This is a genomic window from Halomonas sp. NO4, from assembly GCF_010994375.1.
GTDB lineage: Bacteria > Pseudomonadota > Gammaproteobacteria > Pseudomonadales > Halomonadaceae > Halomonas.
The window spans coordinates 43,391-65,438 of sequence record NZ_WHMA01000011.1 but is presented as its reverse complement, the minus strand read 5'-3'; the positions used below and the strand labels follow the sequence as shown (position 1 = coordinate 65,438).

At 69.0% G+C, this 22,048-nt stretch carries 21 protein-coding genes; 9 read left to right on the top strand and 12 right to left on the bottom strand.

Features of this window, described 5'->3' with window-relative positions:
* Positions 1 to 2 precede the first annotated feature (2 nt).
* Together FEF15_RS10255 and FEF15_RS19400 are read right to left on the bottom strand one after the other, a co-directional pair.
* Positions 3 to 1,742 (bottom strand): DNA internalization-related competence protein ComEC/Rec2, encoded by a 1,740-nt coding sequence (locus tag FEF15_RS10255; RefSeq protein WP_276208207.1) that lies wholly within the window; start codon positions 1,740 to 1,742, stop codon positions 3 to 5.
* A gap of 24 nt (positions 1,743 to 1,766) precedes the next feature.
* The gene (locus tag FEF15_RS19400; RefSeq protein ID WP_240454131.1) at positions 1,767 to 2,327 is read right to left on the bottom strand and encodes a ComEC/Rec2 family competence protein; all 561 of its coding nucleotides are present in this window, start codon (positions 2,325 to 2,327) and stop codon (positions 1,767 to 1,769) included.
* A gap of 113 nt (positions 2,328 to 2,440) precedes the next feature.
* Here FEF15_RS19400 and FEF15_RS10250 point away from each other — a divergent pair, with 113 nt between their 5' ends.
* Entirely contained in the window at positions 2,441 to 2,980 is a 540-nt protein-coding gene (locus tag FEF15_RS10250) for a DUF2062 domain-containing protein (protein WP_163559072.1), read from the top strand.
* Between the two features lie 6 nt (positions 2,981 to 2,986).
* Here FEF15_RS10250 and FEF15_RS10245 read toward each other — a convergent pair whose 3' ends face one another.
* Positions 2,987 to 3,697, bottom strand: a complete 711-nt coding sequence (locus FEF15_RS10245) for an ATP-binding cassette domain-containing protein (protein WP_163559101.1) — start codon at positions 3,695 to 3,697, stop codon at positions 2,987 to 2,989.
* A gap of 28 nt (positions 3,698 to 3,725) precedes the next feature.
* Positions 3,726 to 4,967 carry a lipoprotein-releasing ABC transporter permease subunit gene (locus FEF15_RS10240; protein WP_163559071.1) on the bottom strand — a complete coding sequence of 414 codons (1,242 nt, stop codon included), beginning with the start codon at positions 4,965 to 4,967 and terminating at the stop codon, positions 3,726 to 3,728.
* Positions 4,968 to 5,128: 161 nt separating this feature from the next.
* Here FEF15_RS10240 and FEF15_RS10235 point away from each other — a divergent pair, with 161 nt between their 5' ends.
* Both FEF15_RS10235 and FEF15_RS10230 read left to right on the top strand, forming a co-directional pair.
* Complete coding sequence (locus FEF15_RS10235) at positions 5,129 to 6,196, top strand: agmatine deiminase family protein (protein ID WP_163559070.1); 1,068 nt, start codon at positions 5,129 to 5,131, stop codon at positions 6,194 to 6,196.
* Positions 6,193 to 7,095, top strand: coding sequence for a carbon-nitrogen hydrolase (locus FEF15_RS10230; RefSeq protein WP_163559069.1), 903 nt, complete (start codon positions 6,193 to 6,195; stop codon positions 7,093 to 7,095). The genes FEF15_RS10235 and FEF15_RS10230 overlap by 4 nt, the downstream gene beginning before the upstream one ends.
* A gap of 216 nt (positions 7,096 to 7,311) precedes the next feature.
* Here the strand turns inward: FEF15_RS10230 and FEF15_RS10225 are convergent, their stop codons facing one another.
* The 4 genes from FEF15_RS10225 to FEF15_RS10210 all read right to left on the bottom strand — a co-directional run bounded on the left by FEF15_RS10225 (position 7,312) and on the right by FEF15_RS10210 (position 12,803).
* On the bottom strand, positions 7,312 to 8,259 hold the full coding sequence (locus FEF15_RS10225; protein ID WP_163559068.1) for a Nudix family hydrolase: 948 nt from the start codon (positions 8,257 to 8,259) through the stop codon (positions 7,312 to 7,314).
* 74 nt (positions 8,260 to 8,333) lie between these two features.
* Positions 8,334 to 9,563, bottom strand: coding sequence for a bifunctional glutamate N-acetyltransferase/amino-acid acetyltransferase ArgJ (gene argJ, locus FEF15_RS10220; protein ID WP_163559067.1), 1,230 nt, complete (start codon positions 9,561 to 9,563; stop codon positions 8,334 to 8,336).
* A gap of 44 nt (positions 9,564 to 9,607) precedes the next feature.
* Entirely contained in the window at positions 9,608 to 12,358 is a 2,751-nt protein-coding gene (secA, locus tag FEF15_RS10215) for a preprotein translocase subunit SecA (protein ID WP_163559066.1), read from the bottom strand.
* A gap of 97 nt (positions 12,359 to 12,455) precedes the next feature.
* Positions 12,456 to 12,803: a hypothetical protein gene (locus FEF15_RS10210; protein ID WP_163559065.1), complete on the bottom strand. Its 348-nt coding sequence runs from the start codon at positions 12,801 to 12,803 to the stop codon at positions 12,456 to 12,458.
* A gap of 164 nt (positions 12,804 to 12,967) precedes the next feature.
* Here FEF15_RS10210 and FEF15_RS10205 point away from each other — a divergent pair, with 164 nt between their 5' ends.
* The 4 genes from FEF15_RS10205 to FEF15_RS10190 all read left to right on the top strand — a co-directional run bounded on the left by FEF15_RS10205 (position 12,968) and on the right by FEF15_RS10190 (position 16,634).
* Entirely contained in the window at positions 12,968 to 13,447 is a 480-nt protein-coding gene (locus FEF15_RS10205; protein ID WP_163559064.1) for a DciA family protein, read from the top strand.
* On the top strand, positions 13,410 to 14,510 hold the full coding sequence (locus tag FEF15_RS10200; protein WP_240454130.1) for an alpha/beta fold hydrolase: 1,101 nt from the start codon (positions 13,410 to 13,412) through the stop codon (positions 14,508 to 14,510). The genes FEF15_RS10205 and FEF15_RS10200 overlap by 38 nt, the downstream gene beginning before the upstream one ends.
* Positions 14,511 to 14,619: 109 nt before the next feature.
* Positions 14,620 to 16,011: a CHAD domain-containing protein gene (locus tag FEF15_RS10195; protein ID WP_163559063.1), complete on the top strand. Its 1,392-nt coding sequence runs from the start codon at positions 14,620 to 14,622 to the stop codon at positions 16,009 to 16,011.
* 71 nt (positions 16,012 to 16,082) lie between these two features.
* On the top strand, positions 16,083 to 16,634 hold the full coding sequence (locus FEF15_RS10190; protein WP_163559062.1) for a thioredoxin family protein: 552 nt from the start codon (positions 16,083 to 16,085) through the stop codon (positions 16,632 to 16,634).
* A 207-nt stretch (positions 16,635 to 16,841) separates the two neighbouring features.
* On the opposite strand, the gene FEF15_RS10185 is transcribed toward FEF15_RS10190, so the two are convergent.
* Complete coding sequence (locus tag FEF15_RS10185; RefSeq protein ID WP_163559061.1) at positions 16,842 to 17,018, bottom strand: hypothetical protein; 177 nt, start codon at positions 17,016 to 17,018, stop codon at positions 16,842 to 16,844.
* Positions 17,019 to 17,105: 87 nt separating this feature from the next.
* On the opposite strand from FEF15_RS10185, the gene FEF15_RS10180 reads away from it, so the two are divergent.
* The gene (locus FEF15_RS10180; RefSeq protein WP_163559060.1) at positions 17,106 to 18,113 is read left to right on the top strand and encodes a serine hydrolase; all 1,008 of its coding nucleotides are present in this window, start codon (positions 17,106 to 17,108) and stop codon (positions 18,111 to 18,113) included.
* Positions 18,114 to 18,245: 132 nt separating this feature from the next.
* Entirely contained in the window at positions 18,246 to 18,722 is a 477-nt protein-coding gene (locus FEF15_RS10175) for a nucleoside deaminase (protein WP_163559059.1), read from the top strand.
* Between the two features lie 6 nt (positions 18,723 to 18,728).
* Here the strand turns inward: FEF15_RS10175 and FEF15_RS10170 are convergent, their stop codons facing one another.
* From FEF15_RS10170 to FEF15_RS10160, 3 genes are all read right to left on the bottom strand, one after another.
* Positions 18,729 to 19,034 (bottom strand): glutathione S-transferase N-terminal domain-containing protein, encoded by a 306-nt coding sequence (locus FEF15_RS10170; protein ID WP_346427858.1) that lies wholly within the window; start codon positions 19,032 to 19,034, stop codon positions 18,729 to 18,731.
* On the bottom strand, positions 19,000 to 19,965 hold the full coding sequence (locus FEF15_RS10165) for a putative zinc-binding metallopeptidase (RefSeq protein WP_163559058.1): 966 nt from the start codon (positions 19,963 to 19,965) through the stop codon (positions 19,000 to 19,002). The genes FEF15_RS10170 and FEF15_RS10165 overlap by 35 nt, the downstream gene beginning before the upstream one ends.
* Positions 19,966 to 20,157: 192 nt before the next feature.
* Positions 20,158 to 21,969 (bottom strand): acyl-CoA dehydrogenase C-terminal domain-containing protein, encoded by a 1,812-nt coding sequence (locus FEF15_RS10160; protein WP_163559057.1) that lies wholly within the window; start codon positions 21,967 to 21,969, stop codon positions 20,158 to 20,160.
* Positions 21,970 to 22,048 lie beyond the last annotated feature (79 nt).

Here is a 22,048-nt window from a genome sequence, read left to right as displayed (position 1 = left end):
ATTCAGTGGGGCGATTCTACCGCATGGCAGGGGCCTTCGACACCGCCGTGCCGCCACTCCGCCGAGCGCGTGGCCGACACAGCGGCGCCCTCCGGCCGCCCCAGCCAGGCGGTCAGCGCGCCATCCAGGGCCGTGCTCCACAGGCAGCTGCCTCCCCGCCGGAAGCGGCGGACCACCGCGTCGGCGGGGTGCCCGTAGCCGTTGTGGCGCCCGGCGCTGAACAGCGCATGGCGCGGGGCCAGGGATTGGACCAGATGCGGCCCCGAACTGGTGGCGCTGCCGTGGTGGCCCGCCACCAGCAGTGTGACCGGGTCGTCCACCTCGGCGAGAAAGGCACGTTCGATCTCGCGCCCCACGTCGCCGGTGATCAGCAAGCGCTCGTCGCCGGCGGTGACTTCCAGCACGCAGGAACGGTCGTTGCTGGAGAGGTGGGCCGCGCGGGGCGGCGGCCACAACACACGGTAGCGCACGCCGTCGCGCTCCCAGCGCTGGCCGCGCCGGCAGGGTCGCACCGGCACGCCGACCGCCTCGGCGAGGGGTGCCAGATAGGCGCCGACCGCATGCCGCTCGACCAGGCGGCTGACCCCGCCGGCATGATCGAGGTCGGCATGGCTGACGATCACGGTATCGAAACGCTGACCCGCGGGCCACAGCGCCTCGATGGGCGCAAAGCCCGACGCAAAGCGCGGACCGGTGTCGTAGAGCAGCCGGTAGCTGGCGCTGCGCAGCTCGACCAGCTGCCCCTGCCCCACGTCCTGCACCCGCACGCGCAGGGTGCCCGGCGGAATCTCGGGTGCCTCGAGGCCGAGCAGGGTCACCGAAAGCAGCAGCGTACCGGCAAGGCGCAGGCGCATGGCCAGCGCCGGCAAGGCCCAGAGCCCGGCGATGCCGCCCAGCAGCAGTGCCAGGGTCAGCACCGTCTCAGGGGCCGGCCACCACAGCGGCAGCCCGGCGACGGCGGCGTCGAGCAGCACGGCCACTCCCCGGGCCAGCCCATCGAAGCCCTGCCAGGCCAGAGTCGACAGCGTCGGGATGGGCAGCAGCAGCCAACCGATCAGCCCCAAGGGCACCATCAGGGAGCTCACCAGGGGTACCACCAGCAGGTTGACCAGCGGCGCGGCCGGCGCCAGCCGGGCGAAGGCGAGCAGCACCGCCGCGGCCATCAGCGGGGCGAGCAGCAGTTGGGTGCGTAGCAGCGCCGCGACCCAGCCGGAAACGCCGCGCGGCCGCGAACGCCCCTGCCAGACGAGGATGAGCAGCGCCACGGCCAGAAAGGAGAGCCACAGCCCGGGGCGCCACACCGCCAGCGGATCGACAATCACCACCAGTCCCAGGGCCAGCCACCAGCCCTGCCAGGGTCCCGGGGCATGCCGGCCGCTGGCCACCCAGAGCCCGACCAGGGTCATCAGCATGGCGCGCAGCGCCGGTGGCTCGAGCCCCGCCAGGCTGGCGTAACCGAGCGCCGCCGCTCCGGCCAACCACCAGGGCCAGATGACCAGACGCCAGCGCCGTGGCGTTACAAGACGCGCCACGCCGCGACCCATCAGCAGAACGAAGGTCGCCACCAGCCCCACGTGCAGGCCGGAGATGACCATCAGGTGGGTGGTCCCGCTGGCGTTGAGGAGGTCCCAGTCGTCACGCGTCAGGCGCTCGTCGGCGCCCAGGGTCAGCGCGGCCAGCCAGCGCGTGGCGAGCGGCGACAGCGGCTGCGCCTCCAGGTGCGCCAGGGCGCGCTCGCGCAGCGAGACACCCGCCGCCGCGAGCCGCTACGGCGGCGGGTCGCGGCGCACGTAGCCGGTGGCGTGAATGCCCTCGCGCCACAGCCAGGCGCCATAGTCGAAGGTGCCTGGGTTGGTGAAACCAGCGGGCGGGCGCAGGCGAACGGTCAGCGCCCAGCGCTCGCCGGGCCGCATGGGAGGGGCGTCGTAGTAGCTCAGCCGCACGCGGCCCGGGGCGTCGCAGGGCAGGCGCCCTGCGGCCAGGGGTCGACAGCCCTCAACGCGCAGCGTCAGGCGCGTCAATTCCCCCTCGCGGCTCACCGATTCCAGGCGCCCCTCGACGGCCAGGTCTTCGCGCAGCAGGCCGAGGGGCAGCTCGGCCGCCTTCGCCGAGAACACCCCCTGAGCCGTCACCGCCATCACCAGGGCCAGCGCCAGGCCGCGCCAGCGACCCGCCGCACCAAGCATCAGTGCGGCGAGCGCCCACCCCGGGAACAGCGCGGGCGGCGCCCACCAGCCCGCCCCCACGCCGGCCAGCGCTGCCAATGCCACCGGCATTGCCAGGCCCGGCTCCCACCTCGGCCGGACGGCGCTTCCGTCCTTGTGCATCGCGGCCTCTCCCTGTCACGCGATGAAGCCTCGCGACCCCGCCAACCGCATGGCGAGGGCCTTGTCATCCATGGATAATAACGCGCATTCCGTCAGTCGCGAGCCGAGACGCCATGCCGCGCCGACTGCTACAGCGCTACATGCCCCATCCCGAGACGCTCAGACGCCAGCGCTCGCTGCGCTTGCTCGGCGGCCTCACCGCCGATCCAAGGCTGTGGGTGCTGTCGCGACGCAGCGTGGCCAACGCCTTCTCGGTGGGGCTGTTCAGCGCCATGCTGCCAATCCCCTTCCAGATGGCGCTCGCCGCCTGCGGCGCCTGGCTGACGCGCTGCAATCTACCCCTGGCGGTAGGGCTGGTGTGGATCACCAATCCGCTCACCATGCCGCTGATCTTCTACGGCAACTACCGGGTGGGGGCCTGGGTGATGGGCACGCGGGCGAGCGAAGCACCCGCCCGGGTCTCCACCCGCTGGATCGCCGAGCGCATGGCCGACATCCTGCCCGCGCTCGCCGTGGGCTCGGTACTGATGGCCTGTGCCGCCGCCCTGGCCGGCAACGTGGCGATCCGCCTGGCGTGGCGCTGGCAGGTGTCGCGCAGCTGGAAACGCCGCCATCGGCGTCGACGCCGGCGCGAGGCGGACGACGCGGGTTGAGCCGCCTCAGGCTTGCTCCTCGAGGCGCCCCCCATCCAGCTTGAGCACGCGATCCTGATGGGCCGCAAGCGCCGGGTCGTGGGTCACCACCACGAAGGCGCAGGCGGTGGTACGCGCCAGTTCGTCCATCAACGCCAGGATGCTCGCCGCGGTGGTCTGATCGAGGTTGCCGGTGGGTTCGTCCATCAGCACCAGGCTCGGGTCGGTGACCAGCGCCCGGGCGATGGCCACCCGCTGACGCTCGCCGCCGGAGAGCTCGCCGGGCTTGTGGTCGGCGCGCGGCGCCATACCCACCTTGTCGAGCAGCTCACGGGCCCGCGCCTCGGCGGCCTTCTTGCGCATCCCGCGCACGATCAGCGGCAGCGCGGCATTCTCCAGCGCCGTGAACTCCGCCAGCAGGTGGTGGAACTGGTAGACGAAGCCGATATGGCGGTTGCGGAAGCGGCCCAGCTCGGCGCTGCCGAGATCCAGCAGCGACTCGCCGGCAATGCGTACCTCGCCCCGTGTCGGGCTGTCGAGCCCGCCCAGCAGGTTGAGCAGGGTGGTCTTGCCGGAACCGGAACTGCCCACCACCGCCACGCGCTCGCCGGCGCGCACCTCGAGCGAGAGGCCGTCGAGCACGGTGACATCCTGGGGACCCTCGCGATAGACGCGCGTCAGGTCGTGGCAGGCGAGCATCACGGTCGCCTGATCATCGCCGCTCGCAGCTGAGGCCATGGCGTTCTTCTCCTTCAGGGTGGCCGGATCATTCATAGCGAAGTACCTCGGCCGGCTGGACCCGCGCCGCCCGCCAGGCCGGGTAGAGGGTCGACAGGAAGGTGAGGCCGAAGGCCGCGGCGACGATGTTACCCACGTCGTTCCAATGCAGGCGCGACGGCAGGTCACTGATGAAGTACACACCGGCATCGAGGAACTGGATGCCGAGCACCGTCTCCACCCAGCCGATCAGGTCGGCAACGGTCAGCGCCAGGAGGATACCGAGCCCCACCCCCACGGCGATGCCGATGGCGCCGATGGCCAGGCCCTGGACCATGAAAATGCCCATGATCGAGCGCGGCGTGGCACCGATGGTGCGCAGGATGGCGATGTCGGCGTGCTTGTCGGTGACCACCATCACCAGCGTCGAGACGATATTGAAGGCCGCCACGGCGATGATCACGGTGAGCAGCAGCGCGATCATGCGCTTCTCCATCTGGATCGCCTGGAAGAGGTTGCCGTGGGAGTAGGTCCAGTCGAGGCCGCGGAAGTCGGGCCCCAGGTCGTTGACGATGGCCCGTGTCACGCTGCCCGCGACGAAGAGGTCGTCGAGCTCCAGGCGCAGCCCCCCCACGGTGTCGCCGAGCCGCGCCAGGGCCTGCATATCCTCGATATGGGCATAGGCGAGGTTGCCGTCCAGGTCGGCGCCGACGCTGAAGATGCCGCTCACGGTGAAGCGCTTGAGGCGCGGAAAGACCCCCGCGGGGGTGATCGAGGCCTCCGGCACCAGCAGCGTCACCTGATCGCCGACCCCGACGCCCAGGCGGCGGGCGAGCAGCGAGCCCAGCACCACGTTCCACTCGCCGGCCTCGAGGTCGTCGAGGCTGCCCTGGCGCATGTGCTCGCCGATGATGGAGACGCGCGCCTCCCAGGCGGGCACGATGCCGTTGACCATGGCCCCCTCGTTGCGCCCGCCCACCGCGAACATGCCCTGCTGCTCGACGTAGGGCGCGGCGCCGACCACCCGCTCGCGCGCCATGACCTGTTCGGCGAGCGCTTCCCACTCGACCAGCCCGGTGCGCGACTCGATCTTGGCATGGGGCACCATGCCCAGGATGCGGGTGCGCAGCTCATGATCGAAGCCGTTCATCACCGAGAGCACCAGGATCAGCACGGCCACGCCCAGCATCAGCCCCAGCATGGAGGTCAGCGAGATAAAGGAGATGAAATGGTTGCGGCGCTTGGCGCGCACGTAGCGCAACCCGATCAGCAAAGGCAAGCGGTCTAGCATGGTGGCGTTCCTTGTCGGCGGGAGCTCATGGTACGGTTTTTTGTCCAGCGCTGCATTGCCGAGCGGACGCCTTGCGCGATGCTTGCAAGATGGCCGCGGCGGCCCTACATTTCGCCGGCCCGCTTCCCTACCCTCGACGCTGACCAAAAGGGTCCTGCCCCATGGCCAATCGCCTGCTTCCCGAATGGCACCCCCAGGATGCCGTGCAACTCACCTGGCCGAGCCCCGACGGCGACTGGGCGCCGCTGCTCGAGCGCGTCGAGGCGACGCTGGAGGCTCTGGTGGTGGCCATCACGCGCTACCAGCACGTGCTGGTGAGCGTGCCCGACACGGCCACGAAGACCCACCTGGCCGCCCGCTTCGCCAACCTGGGCGTCGCCGCCGGCCGCCTGCATCTGTTAGAGCTCGAGGCCGACGACACCTGGGCCCGCGACCACGGCCCGCTGGGCGTGGAGCGCGACGGCGAACTCGTGCTGCTCGACTACGTCTTCACCGGCTGGGGCGGCAAGTATCCGGCCAGCCGCGACAACAGCCTGACGCGGCACCTGGCCGATGCCGGGGTCTTCGCCTGCCCGGTGACGTCGCGGGACCTGGTGCTCGAAGGCGGCGCCCTGGAGACCGACGGCGAGGGAACCCTGCTCACCACCGAGTCGTGCCTGCTCAACAACAACCGCAACCCGCACCTCGACCGCGACGCCCTGGCGGCACGGCTGGGAGAAGAGCTCGGCATCGAGCGGGTACTGTGGCTCTCTCACGGCCACCTCGAGGGCGACGATACCGACGGTCACATCGACACCCTGGCGCGCTTCGTCGACCCACAGACCATCGCCTACGTGCGCTGCGACGATGAGAGCGATCCGCACTATCCGGCATTCACCGCGATGGAGCGCGAGCTCCAGGCGCTGCGCCGCCACGACGGCGCGCCCTACCGGCTGATCCCCCTGCCCTGGCCGCGCCCCTGCTTCGACCCGGTGGATGGCCACCGCCTGCCGGCCACCTACGCCAACTTCCTGATCATCAACGGCGCCGTTCTGGTCCCCACCTACGGCGACGGTGCCGACAGCCGCGCCCTGGCCGCCTTGGGCGAGGCCTTTCCGGACCGCGACATCGTGCCCATCGAATGCACGAGCGTGCTGCGCCAGCACGGCAGCCTGCACTGCCTGACCATGCAGCTGCCGGCCGGCAGCCTGGCCCTCGACGCCCCCCAAGCCGAAGGAGAGACCCCATGACCCGCACCCTCAAGGTGGGCCTGGTGCAACAGGCCGCCTGGCCCGACAAGGAGAAGAGCCTGGCCGAGAGCGAAGCCGGCGTGCGCGAGCTGGCCGCGGCCGGCGCCCAGCTGGTGATGCTGCAGGAGCTCCACGCCACCCACTACTTCTGCCAGACCGAGGATCCGGCGGTCTTCGACCTCGCCGAGCCGCTGGATGGCCCCTCCGGCCGTCGCTTGGCCGCGCTGGCCGCGGAGCTCGACATCGTGCTGGTGGGGTCGCTGTTCGAGCGCCGCGCCGCCGGGCTCTACCACAACACTGCCGTGGTCTACGACCGCGATCGCGGGCGGGTCGGCCACTACCGCAAGATGCACATCCCCGACGATCCGGGCTTCTTTGAAAAGTTCTACTTCACCCCGGGCGACGTCGACGACAGCCGTGGCGACGGCTTCACGCCCATCGACACCTCGGTGGGACGCCTCGGCGTGCTGGTATGCTGGGACCAGTGGTACCCCGAGGCGGCGCGACTGATGGCGCTGGCCGGCGCGGAGCTGCTGCTCTACCCCACCGCCATCGGCTGGCACCCGCCGGACGACAAGCCGGAGAAGACCCGCCAGAAGGATGCCTGGACGCTGATCCAGCGCAGCCATGCCGTGGCCAACGGCGTACCGGTGCTGGTCGCCAACCGGGTCGGCCACGAGGCGGATCCCTCCGGGGCGAGCCCGGGCGTGAACTTCTGGGGCGGCAGCTTCATCTGCGGCCCCCAGGGCGAGCTGCTGGCCCACGCCGGCAACGAACCCGAACGCCTGTTGGTGACCCTCGACATGGAGCGCGGCGAGGAGATCCGGCGCATCTGGCCCTATTTGCGCGATCGCCGCATCGACGCCTACGGCGACCTGACTCGACGCTACCGGGACTAGACACAAGCCGAACGTTCACGGCAAAACCGGGGGCAGGCTTTCGCGGAGGCGCTGTGAATCCTTCCTTGGACGCTACCGATGCCATCCCTGGCATCGGACCTCCGCTCCAGCCTGCCCACGCTGCCGTTCACTCTATCCTTCAAGCGGCGCAGCCGTGTCTTCCAGCCGCGAAGCGGCGCTCTTCAAGCTTCCAACTTATAGCTCCGGCGAAGCCGGTCACTTCCAGAAATCGCGGATCGAGGCGATGCCCTGGGCGCCCACGGCGCGGGCGTGGTTGGCGTCGAAGCGGGTCATGCCGCCCAGCGCGAAGACCGGCATGGCGGCGCACTCCACGAGCTGCTGGAAGTCGTGCCAGCCCATGGGCGCCACCTCGGGGTGGGAGGGCGTGGTGCGCAGTGGCGAGAGGGTGACGAAGTCGCAGCCGATATGCCCCGCCTGCACCAGCTGGCGGCGATCGTGGGTAGAGGCGGAGAGCCACTTGGCCTCCGCAATGGGGCGACGCTGCAGCTTCATCAGCCGCTCGCTGGTGAGGTGGATGCCGTCGGCATCGACGCTCTCCAGCCACTCGGGTTCGCCGTTGAGCAGCAGCCGCGCCCCGTGCTCATGGCACAGCGCCAGCGCGCGCTCGGCGCGGGCCAGGTAGTCGGCTTCGTCGAGGGTCTTGGCGCGCAGCTGCACCAGGCGCACGCCATCCTCGGTCAGCGCCCGGGTCAGGCTGGCATCGAAGCGCGCCTCGTCGCTCTCCTCGCCGGTGATCAGGTACTCGGTCGGCAGCATCACCGCGCGCAGGATCGGCAGGTTGGCGGCCGGGAAGGGGTAGCCCACCAGTTCCTCCATGGCTACCCAGCGCACTGCCTGCCCCTCACGACCGAAGGGCTCGCCGGCGAAGGCGTGCACCTGCCACACGTCCAGCAGGATGTGCTTGTCGGGATATTCGTGATGGATGCGGATCAGCGGCTGGGCGCGCAGGATCTCCACGCCGAGCTCTTCGTGCAGCTCGCGCTTGAGGCCCTCGAGCCCCGTCTCGTAGGGTGCCAGCTTGCCGCCGGGAAATTCCCACATCCCGCCGTGGTCGACGTTGGACGGCCGTCGCGCCAACAGCACCTTGCGACTGTCCTCGCTGATGATGGCCGCCGCTGCCACGTGCACCCTTCTCTTCACCATTGCGTTCATTTACCTCTATCCCGCTGGTCCCGCGCCGCCGGTGGCGTGGGCTCGTTCGTCTGCCGCGACTGCCGTCAGCTACGGTAGTCGGCGTTGATGCTTACATAGTCGTGGGACAGGTCGGAGGTCCACACGGTGGCACTCTCCGCGCCGCGTCCCAGGGCGATGCGAATGGGGATCTCCTCGCGCGCCATCACCGTGCTGCCGGCCGCCTCGGTATAGCCGGGCGCGCGCCCGCCACTCTCCACCAGCCGCACGTCACCCAAGTCGATGACCACCGTCTCCACGTCGAAATCCGCCACCGGCGCCCGCCCCACGGCGGCGAGGATGCGTCCCCAGTTGGCATCCGAGGCGTAGAGTGCGGTTTTCACCAGTGGCGAATGCGCCACGGTGAAGGCCACGGCCAGGGCCTCCTCGCGACTGGCCGCCTCGTTGACCTGCAGGGTGACGAACTTGGTCGCCCCCTCGCCGTCGCGGATGATCGCCTGGGCCAGCTCGGTCATCACGCGCTGCAGAGCGTTGCGGAACACCGCCACCGCCTCCTCGTCGGCGACGCGGGCGCCGCGGCCGGTGGCGATGAGCATGCAGGCATCGTTGGTCGAGGTGTCGCCGTCCACGGTGATGCAGTTGAAGGAGCGGTCGACGGTCTCGCGCAACAACGAGTCGAGCAGCGGCTGCTCGATGGCGGCATCCGTGGCAACGAAAGCGAGCATGGTCGCCATGTTGGGCTGGATCATCCCCGAGCCCTTGGCGATGCCGTTGATCGTCACGGTGGCATCGCCCATCTCCAAGGTGACGCTGGCGCCCTTGGGGCGGGTATCGGTGGTGAGGATACCCTCTCCCGCCTTCTGCCACGCATCGGCGTCGTCGTCCAGCGACTCGACCGCTGCCGGCAGGCCGCCGAGCAGGCGCTCCATGGGCAGCGGCTCGCCGATCACCCCGGTGGAGAAGGGCAGCACGGTGTCTGCCTCGACCCCGGCCAGCCGGGCCAGCTCCGCGCAGGTGTCGCGCGCGTCGCGCAGCCCCGTCTCGCCGGTGCCGGCGTTAGCGTTGCCGGTGTTGATCACCAGGAAGCGCGGCGCGGCATCACGCGCCGTGCACGCCGCCAGGTAATCGCGGGCCACCGTCACCGGTGCGGCGCAGAAGGCGTTGCGCGTGAAGGTGCCCGCCACCCGGGCGCCCTCGGGTACCTCGATCACCACCAGGTCGCGCCGGTCGGGCTTCTTGATGCCCGCCATGGCGGTGCCCAGCCGCAGCCCTTCGATTGCCGGCATCGCCGGAAAGCGTGATTCCCCCACTGCCATCGTGTCCTCTCCTTACTCAAGTGCCACCCACGGCGGCGCAGCAATTAGCTCAGCTTGCCGCAGCACTGCTTGAACTTCTTCCCCGAGCCGCACGGGCAGGGGTCGTTTCGCCCCACCTTGGGCCCCTCGCGGCGCACCGGGCGGCCGTCGGCGCCGGGTGGCAGCGGGGCCGGCTCGTCGTCGTCACCATCCCCGGCGGTGGCCATCGCCGGCGCCTCGTGGCGGCTGGCGGCGGCAGCCTTCTCGCGCTCCAGCGCCTCGCGACGCTTCTTCTCCAGCGCCTCGACCTCCTCGGGCTGGCGCACCTGGACGTGGCTGAGAATGCGCGTGATGTCCGACTTGATGTTGGTCAGCAGGGTCTGGAACAGCTCGAAAGCCTCGCGCTTGTACTCCTGTTTGGGGTTCTTTTGGGCGTAGCCGCGCAGGTGGATACCGCGCCGCAGGTGATCCATGGCCTGCAGGTGCTCCTTCCAGCGGGTGTCGAGCACCTGCAGCATCACCTGCTTCTCGAAGCGGCGCATCAGCGCCTCGCCGGCCTGCTGCACCTTCTCGTCGTAGGCCTCGCGGTGCATCGTCTGCAACCGCTCGCGCAGCTGCTCCTCGTGGAAGCGCTCGTCCTGCTCGGACCACTCCACCACCGGCGCCTCGAGGTTGAACTCGGCCTTCAGGTGATCCTGCAGCCCCGCCAGGTCCCACTGCTCGGGCAGGCTCTGGGGCGGCACGAACTCGCTGATCGCCGCGTCGAGCACCTCCTCGCGAATGCCCAGCACGTTCTCGGAGACGTCCTCGGCGGCAAGGATCTCGTTGCGCTGCTCGTAGATCACGCGACGCTGGTCGTTGGCCACGTCGTCGTACTCGAGCAGCTGCTTGCGGATGTCGAAGTTGCGACTCTCGACCTTCTTCTGCGCGCGCTCCACGGCGTTGGAGACCATCTTGTGCTCGATGGCCTCGCCGTGCTCGAGCCCCAGCGCCTTCATCATGCGCTGCACGCGGTCGGAGCCGAACAGGCGCATCAGGCTGTCTTCCAGCGACAGGAAGAAGCGCGTCGAGCCCGGGTCGCCCTGGCGCCCGGCGCGGCCGCGCAGCTGGTTGTCGATGCGCCGCGACTCGTGGCGCTCCGAGCCGACCACGTGCAGGCCACCGGCGGCGACCACCGCCTCGTGGCGCTGCTGCCATTCGGCCTTGAGCGCCTCGATCTGCTCCTCGGTGGGGTTGTCCAGCTGGGCCGCCTCGGCCTCCCAGTTGCCGCCCAGCACGATGTCGGTCCCGCGGCCGGCCATGTTGGTGGCAATGGTCACCGCCCCCGGACGCCCGGCCTGGGCGATGATCTGCGCCTCGCTCTGGTGCTGCTTGGCATTGAGCACGTTGAAGCCGAGCCCTTCCTTCTTCATCAGCCCGGCGAGGTACTCGGAGGTCTCGATGGAGGCGGTACCCACCAGCACCGGGCGGCCGGCCTCGGTCTGCGTCTTGACGTCCTCGATGATCGCCTCGAACTTCTCCTCGGCGGTGAGGTAGACCAGATCGTTGTAGTCCTCGCGGATCAGCGGCTTGTTGGTGGGGATCACCACTACGTCGAGGCCGTAGATCTGACGGAACTCGAAGGCCTCGGTATCGGCAGTGCCGGTCATGCCGGCCAGCTTGTCGTAGAGGCGGAAGTAGTTCTGGAAGGTGGTGGAGGCGAGCGTCTGGCTCTCGCGCTGCACGGTGACGCCCTCCTTCGCTTCCACCGCCTGGTGCAGGCCCTCGGACCAGCGGCGCCCCGGCATGGTGCGTCCGGTGTGCTCGTCGACGATCACCACCTGGCCCTCGTTGATGATGTAGTCGACGTCGCGGTGGTAGAGGTGGCGGGCACGCAGTGCCGAGTGCATGTGCTGCAGCAGGTTGAGGTTCTGGGCCGCGTAGAGAGAGTCGTGCTCGCCGAGCAGGCCCTCGGCGCGCATCAACTCCTCGACCTTGTTGTGGCCCGCCTCGGTGATTTCCACCTGCTTGTGCTTCTCGTCGAGCGTGAAGTCACCGCTGACCGGCACGTCCGCATCTTCCGACACCTCCCCCGGGACCAGATGCACCGCCAGGCGATCCACCACCTTGTAGAGCTCGGTGTTCTCGTCCACCGCGCCGGAGATGATCAGCGGCGTGCGCGCCTCGTCGATGAGGATGGAGTCCACCTCGTCGACGATGGCGTAGTGCAGGTCCCGCTGCACCTTGTCCTCCAGCGAGAAGGCCATGTTGTCGCGCAGGTAGTCGAAGCCGTACTCGTTGTTGGTGCCGTAAGTGATGTCGCAGGCGTAGGCGGCGCGCTTCTCCTCGGCGCTCTGGCCGGCGTAGATGACCCCCACGGAGAGGCCCAGGACCTCGTAGAGCGGGCGCATCCACTCGGCGTCGCGCCGCGCCAGGTAGTCGTTGACCGTAACCACGTGGACGCCCTTGCCCGGCAGGGCGTTGAGGTAGACGGAGAGGGTGGCCACCAGGGTCTTGCCCTCGCCGGTCTTCATCTCGGCGATGCGCCCGCTGTCGAGGGTCATGCCGCCGATCAGCTGCACGTCGAAGTGACGCATGCCCATGACGCGCTTGCTCGCCTCGCGCACTGAGGCGAAGGCTTCCGGCAGGAGCGCGTCGAGGCTCTCGCCGCCCTCCAGGCGCTCGCGGAACGCGGCGGTATGCGCCTTGAGCGCGGCATCGTCGAGCGCCTCGTAGTCGCCCTCCAGGGCGTTGATCTGCGCAACCTGCTTGCGCATGCGCTTGATTTCACGGTCGTTCTTGGAACCGACGACCTTGCGTAACAGAGAATTGATCATGAATCGTCCACAGTCTGCAAAAGGCACGGGCCGGCGGCAGACATCACGGCACTGGCCGTGAGCCGCCCTGCCGGCGGGTCTCGAAGCGAGCGATGTGTCAGCGAGACCGTGGTGGACCGCGACGCGTGAGCACGTCCAGGGCCGCTGCCCAGCGCACTGCGGGCACAATCCGCGGTACCGCCACGGCGATATCGGCGGGGCGCGCCATGGGCCAGCGCAGCCAGGCGCGACGTCGTGCCTCACGGCGGCAGCGCACGCGCATCAGGGCCGGCGCCAGGATACAGATCTGAGCAATGCGCTCGGTGAGGCGTGGCGCCTCGACGCTGGTCAACCCCACCGGCAGCAGGCAACCCACCAACAGCCCAGCCAGCCACCAACGCGACGCCGCCCGACGTCGGGCCGGGCGTTCAGCAAAACTGGCGTGTGGCAGGGCGTCGGTGGCCATGATGTCGAGGCACTCCTCAGCGTGCTAGGCTCTGGCAGGTCCCGGGCGCCGAGCGGGCTCCCTGCCGCGGGAGATGTTGCCGCCGGCCTCGGCCAGCGGCGCAGGCCAGCGCCCGGCGGATTCGGCAACCCGCGATCGAGCGTCTGCCCCGAGAAAGCAAGCACATGAGTATAAAGGTTAAGCGTTCACGCGCACAGCCCATGTCACGCCTGCTGGGTGGCCAGGGCGAACTGGCGCCGCTGATGCGCACGGCACGCCTGATCGAGCAGGCCCAGCACCACCTGCGCAGTCACCTGCCCCAGGAAGTGGGCGAGCACCTCTTCGTGGGGGGCTTTCGCGACGGCCGGCTCACCCTGATCACCGACCGTGCCGTGTGGCTCACCTGGCTGCGCTACGAGCAGCCGCGCCTGCTGGAGCTGCTGCACCAGCTGCCGGGGTTCGCCGCGGTGACCGGCTTTACCCTCAAGGTGCGCCCGGTGCGCCCCGTCAAGGCGCCGCCCCGTCAGGCGCGGCAGCTTTCCGGCCCCGCCGGCGACGAACTGACCGCCTGCGCCGAGGGTACCGACGATCCGCGCCTCAAGCGTGCTCTCGAGCGCCTGGCGGCCCATGCTGACCGAGGCGATGACGCTCCGCCGCAGCAGTGAGGCGTCGGGCCGCGGGCCGCGGTTTCGCGCCCGACGCGCGAGCGGGCTCGCCGCCTTGGCACTGCTGCTCGCCGCTCTCCTCGCCACCCTGCTTGTCACCCAGCTCACCGCCTGCGCCACCCCGCAATTCCAGGAATCGGGCCCCGGCGCCGAGGCACCGCGGCTGGACAGCGATACGGTGATCGCCGACGACGGCTACCGGCTCCCGCTGCGCCACTGGCCTGCCAAGGGCGAACGCCGGGCGATCGTGCTCGGCGTCCACGGCTTCAACGACCACAGCGGCAGCTTCACCGTGCTCGCCGAGGCCCTGACCCAGGAAGACATCACCCTCTACGCCCACGACCAGCGCGGTTTCGGCACCACCGACCAGCGCGGCATCTGGCCGGGCCATGCGCGCCTGGCCGAAGACGTGACCCTGGTCGCCGAGCTGCTGCGCGAGCGCTATCCCGAGACGCCGCTCTACCTGATCGGCAAGAGCCTGGGCGCCGCCGTGGCGATCCTCGGCCTGACCGGCGAGGCCCCGCCACCGGTGGCCGGCAGCGTGCTGATCTCACCCGCGGTGTGGGGCTTCGACACCATGCCCTGGTACCAGCGGCTGGGCCTGAGGCTCGGCGTGCGGCTCTTCCCCAGCATGACCTTCTCCGCCCGCACCACCCAGCGCCTGGGCATCGTGGCCACCGACGACCCCGAGATCAAGGCGCGCATGGCCGAAGACCCGCTGATCCTGCGCCATGCACGCATCGACACCCTCTACGGCGTGACGCAGGCCATGGACGCCGCCCTGGCCGCCGCCGAGGCGCTCCCCAGCCCGGCGCTGGTCCTCTACGGCGGGGAGGATGATATCATTCCCCCGGCGGCCATCTGCGTCCTGCTCGATCGCCTGTCGGACGACGACGCCATTCGCTTCGCCTTCTACCCCGAGGGCTACCACATGCTCACCCGCTACACGAAGCGCGAGCAGACCGAAGCGGACCTCGCCGCCTGGCTCACCGACACCGCGGCCACGCTGCCGTCGGGCCACGAGCTCAGCCGCAAGGAAGCGACCCGGACCCTCTGCGACTGACCCCTCCCGGAGACCGGTTACCGTTCGATGACAACCGCGTCCCGTATGGCGACACCTTGCCGTTGCCACGATAGTGTGAGGAGTGGATAGAGGATTCGGAGGGTACGCCATGAAACACCTGTACCTGATTCGCCATGCCAAGGCGCGCCAAGCCGAGGGCGATCAGCCGGACCACGAACGCCCGCTGCGTCCGCGGGGCCATCGTCAGCTCGCCGCCATGGCGCACCCGCTCGAGCGGCTCGGCGCCTTCGACGGGGCGCTTCACCTGAGCAGCGCCACCCGCGCCCGCCAGACCCTGCTCGGCCTGGCCGTGGCGCTGCCGGCCCAGGACCTGACCAAGCGCGCCCACCACGCCGACGACCTCTATGTCTTCGACGCCCGCCAGTTGCGCCGCTGGCTTCGGGAGAGCGCCCCGGACGACGACACCCTCGCCCTCATCGGCCACAACCCGGCCCTGCTGACACTGGCCCAGTGGCTCGCCGACCCGCCGCCCGAGCGGCTGTCCACCGGCGGCGCGCTGCACCTCGCCCTGCCCGTCGCGCGCTGGGCGGAGCTCGACAAGCGGTGCGCCACCCTCGCGGCCAGCCTCGAACCGACGGAGGTCAGCCATGCGCTGTTCAAGCGCAGCGCTCCCAAGGCGCCGGACCTGGACGGGCTTCCCCTGCCCGAGCGCATCCGAACCCGACTCCTCCACCACTACCAGCGGGTCCGCGACCTGGAGCCGGGCGTGAAGGCGGGCTGGGACCCCGAGTTCCTCCACCAGTACCGGGTCAACCTGCGGCGCAGCCGGGCCATCGCCGAGTCGCTGCTCGCCATCACGCCCAAGCCCAAGGTCAAGAAGGCCCTCAAGGGCGTGACACGCAGCGCCCGCGCCACCAGCCGCCTGCGCGACCTGGATGTCTTCCTGATGGGCCTGGCGACCCGCCCCGAGGGCGAGCGGGGCCCCATCGCGCCGGCCGTGGCCGCCTGGCTGCACGATCAGGCCGAGGCCGAACACCGCGCGCTGTGCCAGCGCCTGGCCAGCCGCCGTTACCAGAAGGAGCTGCAGCGCTGGCGCGACGCGCTCGACGCCAAGCCGCTGCGCAACCTGCTCAAAAGCCTGGAGCCCGAGGCCATCGAGCAGGTGCTCGGCGAGCGCATGGCCCGGCACGATACCCAGTGGCGAGCGCTGGATGACGACGCTCCCGACGAGGCGATCCACGCGCTGCGCAAGACGGTCAAGCGCGTTCGCTACCTGGGCGAACTGGCCCCCGACCGGCACCGCGAGCTGCTCGACCGCCTGCCCGCCCGCCAGACGCTGCTCGGCGATTTCCAGGACCTCGCCAGCCAACGCGGCCTGCTGGCGGACTTTCGCGCGGCCCCGGCCGCCGCCGCCCTCTCGACGGAGGCGAGCGACGCCCTGGCCGACTGGGACCGGACGCTGGCCGGCCGCATGGCCGAGCTGCGGCGCGAAATACTGGCGCTGCCACCGCTCGGGGAGGCGCCGACGGGCAGCGACTGAGCAGCGCCGCCGCCTGCCCCGGTGGCGTCTGTTACGCTGAACGCAGAGCCACGCAATCGAGGAGGTACCCCATGTCCTTGACACCGTCCCAGATGGTCGACCTCGGCAGCCCCCTGCCCGCCTTTCGCCTGCAAGACCCCGAGGGCCAGGAAGTGAACAGCGACGACTTCGCCGACCAGCCGCTGCTGGTGGTGTTCATGTGCAACCACTGCCCCTTCGTCAAGCACATCGCCGACACCCTGGCCGACTTCGCCCGGGAGTACCAAGCCAAGGGGCTCGCCGTGGTGGGCATCAACAGCAACGACTACGCCAGCCACCCGGACGACAGCCCCGAGAAGATGCGCGAGGAGATCGAGCGGCGCGGCTACACCTTCCCCTACCTGGTGGACGAGACCCAGGACGTCGCCCGCGCCTTCGACGCCGCCTGCACGCCGGACTTCTTCCTCTTCGACCACGACCACCGGCTCGCCTACCGAGGCCAGTTCGACGACAGCCGCCCCAGTAAGCCAACGCCGGTGACCGGAGCCGACCTGCGCGCCGCCGTCGATGCGGTGCTCGCCGGCAAGGCGCCGAGCGACACCCAGAAACCCTCCATGGGCTGCAACATCAAGTGGCGGGCGTGAGCCCGCCCCGACGCCGCCGGCGGAATGGCCGCGCTCACCACAGGCCCAGTTGAAGCGCGACCCAGCAGCCGGTGCGGTTTCGTTCCCTTGCGCATCGACAGGATCAGTCCGCCGAGCCCCAGGGCCAGGGAGGACGCGTAGAGGTGCAGAGTGAATGCCATGAGAGCCTCCGCCGGTCATGCCGGACCGGTGAATGCAACGGCTCGGTCAACGGCTGACCGAGACCTGGCGGGAATGGATCGAGGAAGTGCTGGCGGAACCGAAAACTGCTACGACGAGCCCGGCGGTGGCCGTGACGAATAACGTCAGCAAAGCAAAGCGTGTATTGCTGTAGTGCCGAATGCTGGCCAACGTTTCCGTGTACTCGGGATCATCCATCGTCATTCACGATCCCAGCCACGAGTCACAATTGGTTACCCAGCCTAGTCCAGCGAAGGGTCCATCGCCAGAACCCGACAGGTACAGCGCCCCATGATTACCCGCCGCGCCTTCTCGCAACTCGCCCTGGCAGGGCTTACCGTTCCCTTGGTGCCTTCGGCGCTTGGACAGCACACCTCCACGCTCGACCGGGCATTGGCTGCACTCGACCAGCTGCACTCGATTCAGGTTCAGCTCGGCGACGAGGTGATCGTGGCCGAAGCGCCGAAAGGCCCCGGCCTGGAGGGACTGGCGAACATCAAGTCCTGCTCGAAGAGTGTCGTGGCCTTGCTGCTGGGTACCTGCATTGCGAAAGGCGAGATCCCGTCGGTCACGAGCCGGCTGGTCGACGTTTCGCCCTCGATCGTGCCACCGAATGCCACCCAGGGCGTGGACGATATGACGATGGAAGACCTGGTGACGCTGCAGGCGGGCCTCGAAAGCACCTCGGGTGAGCGCTACGGCGCCTGGGTAGCATCGCCCAACTGGGTTGCCAATGCCCTGACCAGGCCCATGGTGGCCGAGCCCGGCAGCCGCATGATCTATTCAACCGGCACCACCCATGTGCTGGGCGCCGCCATGGCCGAGGCCTCAGGGCAGAGCCTGCTCCGGCTTGCACGACAGCGCCTGGGGGAGCCGATGGGGTTCGAGGTGCCGCCCTGGGTACACGACCCGCAGGGCTACTATCTCGGCGGCAACGAAATGGCGGTAACGCCCCGCGCCATGCTCTCGCTGGCGCTATTGATGCGGGATACCGGCCGCTTCGCAGGCGAACAGGTGATTCCCGCCGACTGGATCCGCGCCTCCGTCATGCCCCGGGGGCGCTCGCCCTATTCGGGGATGGGATACGGGTACGGATGGTTCATCAGCGATAGCGGCTTCGTGCTGGCGCGAGGCTATGGTGGCCAGATCATTGCGGCACACCCAGAACTCGACCTGGCCGTCGCGATCACCTCCGATCCCAACCGGCCTGCCCGTTCGGATGGCTATTTCGGTAATCTGATGAACCTTCTCAAGGGCCCTATTGCAGAACTGGCGGTCGCACGCCGTAGCAATCCATGACCTGGTCTCTGACACCAGAATCGTCGACACATGATCGGCTCTCTTGCCTAGCCCAGCAAAGGGTTCATCGCCAGAGCCCGACTTTCGACTCTATGCTGTGGGTCAAGCCAATCACCCACGGGAGAGGCCGCCATGATCGATGCCAATGACATGAAGCACCTGGAGCGCTGCGTGACGCTGGCGGAGCAGGCGCTAGGGGCGGGCGACGAGCCCTTCGGCTCGGTGCTGGTGAGCGGCGATGGAGAGGTGCTGGCGGAGGACCACAACCATGTGGCCGGCGGCGACAGCACCCAGCATCCGGAGTTCTACCTGGCGCGCTGGGCGGCGCAGCACCTGACGCCCGACGAGCGGGCGCGGGCCACGGTCTACACCTCTGGGGAGCACTGCCCGATGTGTGCGGCGGCCCACGGCTGGGTGCGGCTGGGGCGCATCGTCTACGCCAGCTCGTCGGAGCAGCTGGGGAGCTGGCTCGAGGCGATGGGCGTTGGCCCGGCGCCGGTGGCACCGCTGCCGATCCAGACCGTGGTACCGGGAGCCGTGGTAGAAGGACCGGTGCCGGAGCTCGCCGAACGCATCCGTGGCCTGCACCGCCGCCTTCACGGCCTCTGAGGGGGCTTACCCGTCCAACCGCCCGAGAATCCGGTAGGCCTCGGGGAAGGCATCGGCGAGATAGGAGCAGATCGCGGCAGCCTCGGTCACCACGACCTTGCCGTGGCGGATCGCCGGCACCTTGCCCATGGGATTGAGGGCTAGGTAATCGGGCGATTTCATGGTGGTGCCGTACTCGAGGAGCACCGTGCGGTAGGGCACGCTGAGCTCCTCGAGCATCCAGTGGACGATGCCGCCCCGCGAGAACGGGTTGGTGTAGAAGGTGATCTCGGCCGGCTCAAAGCCCCTGGGCGCCTCGGCGTAGCCAGCCATGCACGAAGACAAGCTTGCGGAGCGCGGTTTCCGACAACACGAAGGGATAGAGGTCGGACAGCCCCATGGAGCGGTTGACGTGGTTGACCCCCGCCACCAGGCTGGCCGCGACATGGATCAAGCGCTCGGCGTCAGGTTCCATGTAAGGTTCCCAGCCCGAGCTCGGAAGCTCTGGCGAAGAGAGGCCTGCCGCGACGAAGCTATCGCTGATATCGGTAAGGTGGAGCAGGTGGGCAGCCGTCTCGGCCCAGTCCTCGTGAGGATGCGCCGAGGCATAGGAGGTCAGGAAGCTCGCCCGCCAGCCGGGCGGCGGGCCGTCATGGTAATGGCGCTCGAGCGCGGTGGGATAATCCACCCGCTCATCCCCGAACATGGTCCGGAAGGCGGTGAGAAAGTCCTCGCGCAGGCTGAGACGCCACCAGAGCATATGCGCGATCTCATGGCGCATGTGGCCGATCATGGTGCGGTAGGGCTCTTCCAGGGCTTCTCGACGGGTGGTGCTCAGGACCGGATCTGCCTCGGCTACGCTGATCGTCACCACGCCCCCGGCATGGCCCATGGGCACAGGCGTCGGGCCCTCGGCCAGCATGTGAAACACGGGACGCGTGCCGGGGTCCTCGGGCCGGAACCAGTGCCAGCGACCCAAATTGTCGAGCACCCAGCGCTTGGCGGCCTCGGTCTGGGCCCAGTTGGGCATGGCATTGGGGATGGAGGTATCCGGCGCCAGCGCCGTCATGGCGCAGGAGCGACAGAACGCCCCCTGCTCAGGCGCGATCCAGTTGCAGCCGATCACCTCCCGGTTGACGCAGAACGGCGGCATGGGCAGAAAGGCCCTGGCCTGCGGATCATACGCAACGGGTGTTCCGTCGGCGGTGGCGAGGTTGTCGAACCAGAGGGATCCGGCACCGACCGGGTTGGCAAAGACGTGCATGGGGCTAGAGCTCCGCTAGTACGGCAGGGCAGATGGGCCACCGCCTTACCCATCAACTCTGCGCCTCTTGCGTCCGTCAATCAAACCGTCAATGGTGTGCCGAACACAACGGCAAAAAAGCGGCGGGGCCCTCCCCGCCACCCATCGAGCACTACCGATCGGAAGCGTGCTCGCTTGCCCTGGGTTCCGTCATCAAATCTCGAAGCCCAGGCCGAAGTCCTCGGCGGAGAGCGCCATCAGTGTCTCAGCACCGGCCTCGATGGCCTGCTTGTGGGCGCGGGTGCGCGGCAGCAGGCGCTGGTAGAAGAAGCGCGCGGTGTTGAGCTTGGCGCGATAGAAGGCGGCGTCCTCGGTGCTCTCGGCCAATGCCGTCTTGGCCTGCCTGGCAGCCCGGGCGAAGAGGTAGGCCAGGGTCGCGTAGCCCGAGTACATCAGGTAGTCGACGCTCGCCGCGCCCACTTCCTCGCGGTCGGCCATGGCCTTCATGCCGATGCCCATGGTGAGTTCGCCCCACTCCTGGTTGAGCTTGGCCAACGGCCGCACGAATTCGGCGAGCTCGACGTTGCCCTCCTCTGCCTGGCAGAACTGGTGGATTTCCTTGGTGAAGACCTTGAGCGTCTCGCCCTGGCTCATCAGCACTTTTCGCCCCAGCAGGTCGAGGGCCTGGATACCGGTGGTGCCCTCGTAGAGGCGGGTGATGCGGGCGTCGCGCACCAGTTGCTCCATGCCCCACTCCTGGATGAAGCCGTGGCCGCCGAACACCTGCACGCCCTCATTGGTGGCCTCGAAGCCCACCTCGGTGAGAAACGCCTTGACGATGGGGGTGAGCAGGCCCAGCAGGGTCTCGGCACGCTCGCGCTCATCGGCGTCGATGCCGTGCTCGACGATATCAATCATCTGGGCGGTGTAGAGCACCAGCATCCGGCCACCCTCGGCGAAGGCCTTCTGGGTCAGCAGCATGCGCCGCACGTCCGGGTGGACGATGATCGGATCGGCCGGCTTCTCAGGAACCTTAGGACCTGCGAGCGCACGCATCTGCAGACGGTCGCGGGCGTAGGCCAGGGCGTTCTGGAAGCTCGCCTCGGTAAGGCCCAGACCCTGGATGCCCACGCCGATTCGGGCGGCGTTCATCATGGTGAACATGCAGGCCAGGCCCTTGTGGGGGGCGCCCACCAGGAAGCCCTTGGCCCCGTCGAAGTTCATCACGCAGGTGGCGTTGCCGTGGATGCCCATCTTGTGCTCGAGCGAGCCGCACGCCACGCCGTTGCGCTCGCCGGGTTCCCCCGCGTCAGTCGGCAGATACTTGGGCACCACGAAGAGCGAGATGCCCTTGGAGCCCGCCGGGGCGTCGGGCAGCTTAGCCAGCACCAGGTGGACGATGTTCTCGGCCAGGTCGTGCTCGCCGGCGGAGATGAAGATCTTGGTGCCGGTGATGTCAAAGGCACCATCGTCGGTGGGCACGGCGCGGGTCTTGATCAGCCCCAGGTCGGTACCGCAGTGCGGCTCGGTGAGGCACATGGTGCCGGTCCAGGTTCCCTCGACCAGCTTGGTGAGATAGGTGGTCTGCTGCTCCGCGGTACCGTGGTGACGCAGGGCATCGGCGGCGCCGTGGGAGAGCCCCGGGTACATGCCCCACGCCAGGTTGGTGGCGCAGATCATCTCGTTGAGCACCATGGCAAGCGAGTGCGGCAGGCCCTGGCCGCCGTGTTCGGGATCGGCGGCCAGGCTCGGCCATCCGCCCTCCACATACTGGGCGTAGGCCTCCTTGAAGCCCTTGGGCGTCTTGACGTCCCCGCCCTCCAGCAGGCAACCCTCCCGGTCGCCACTCTGGTTGAGCGGCAGCAGCACCTCGCGCGCAAAGCGCGCGCCCTCCTCGAGAATCGCCGCGACGACATCGGGCGAGGCCTCCTCGCCGCCGGGCAGGCGCTCGTAGTGGGCCGGATAGTCCAGCATCTCGTCCATCACGAAGCGCAGGTCGCGTAGGGGGGCCTGATAGTCGGGCATATCGCTCTCTCCAGAAGACGTCGGACGCACGCTACCGCAAGCGCCGCTTTCAAACACATGTTTGAAAACTAGCGATCGA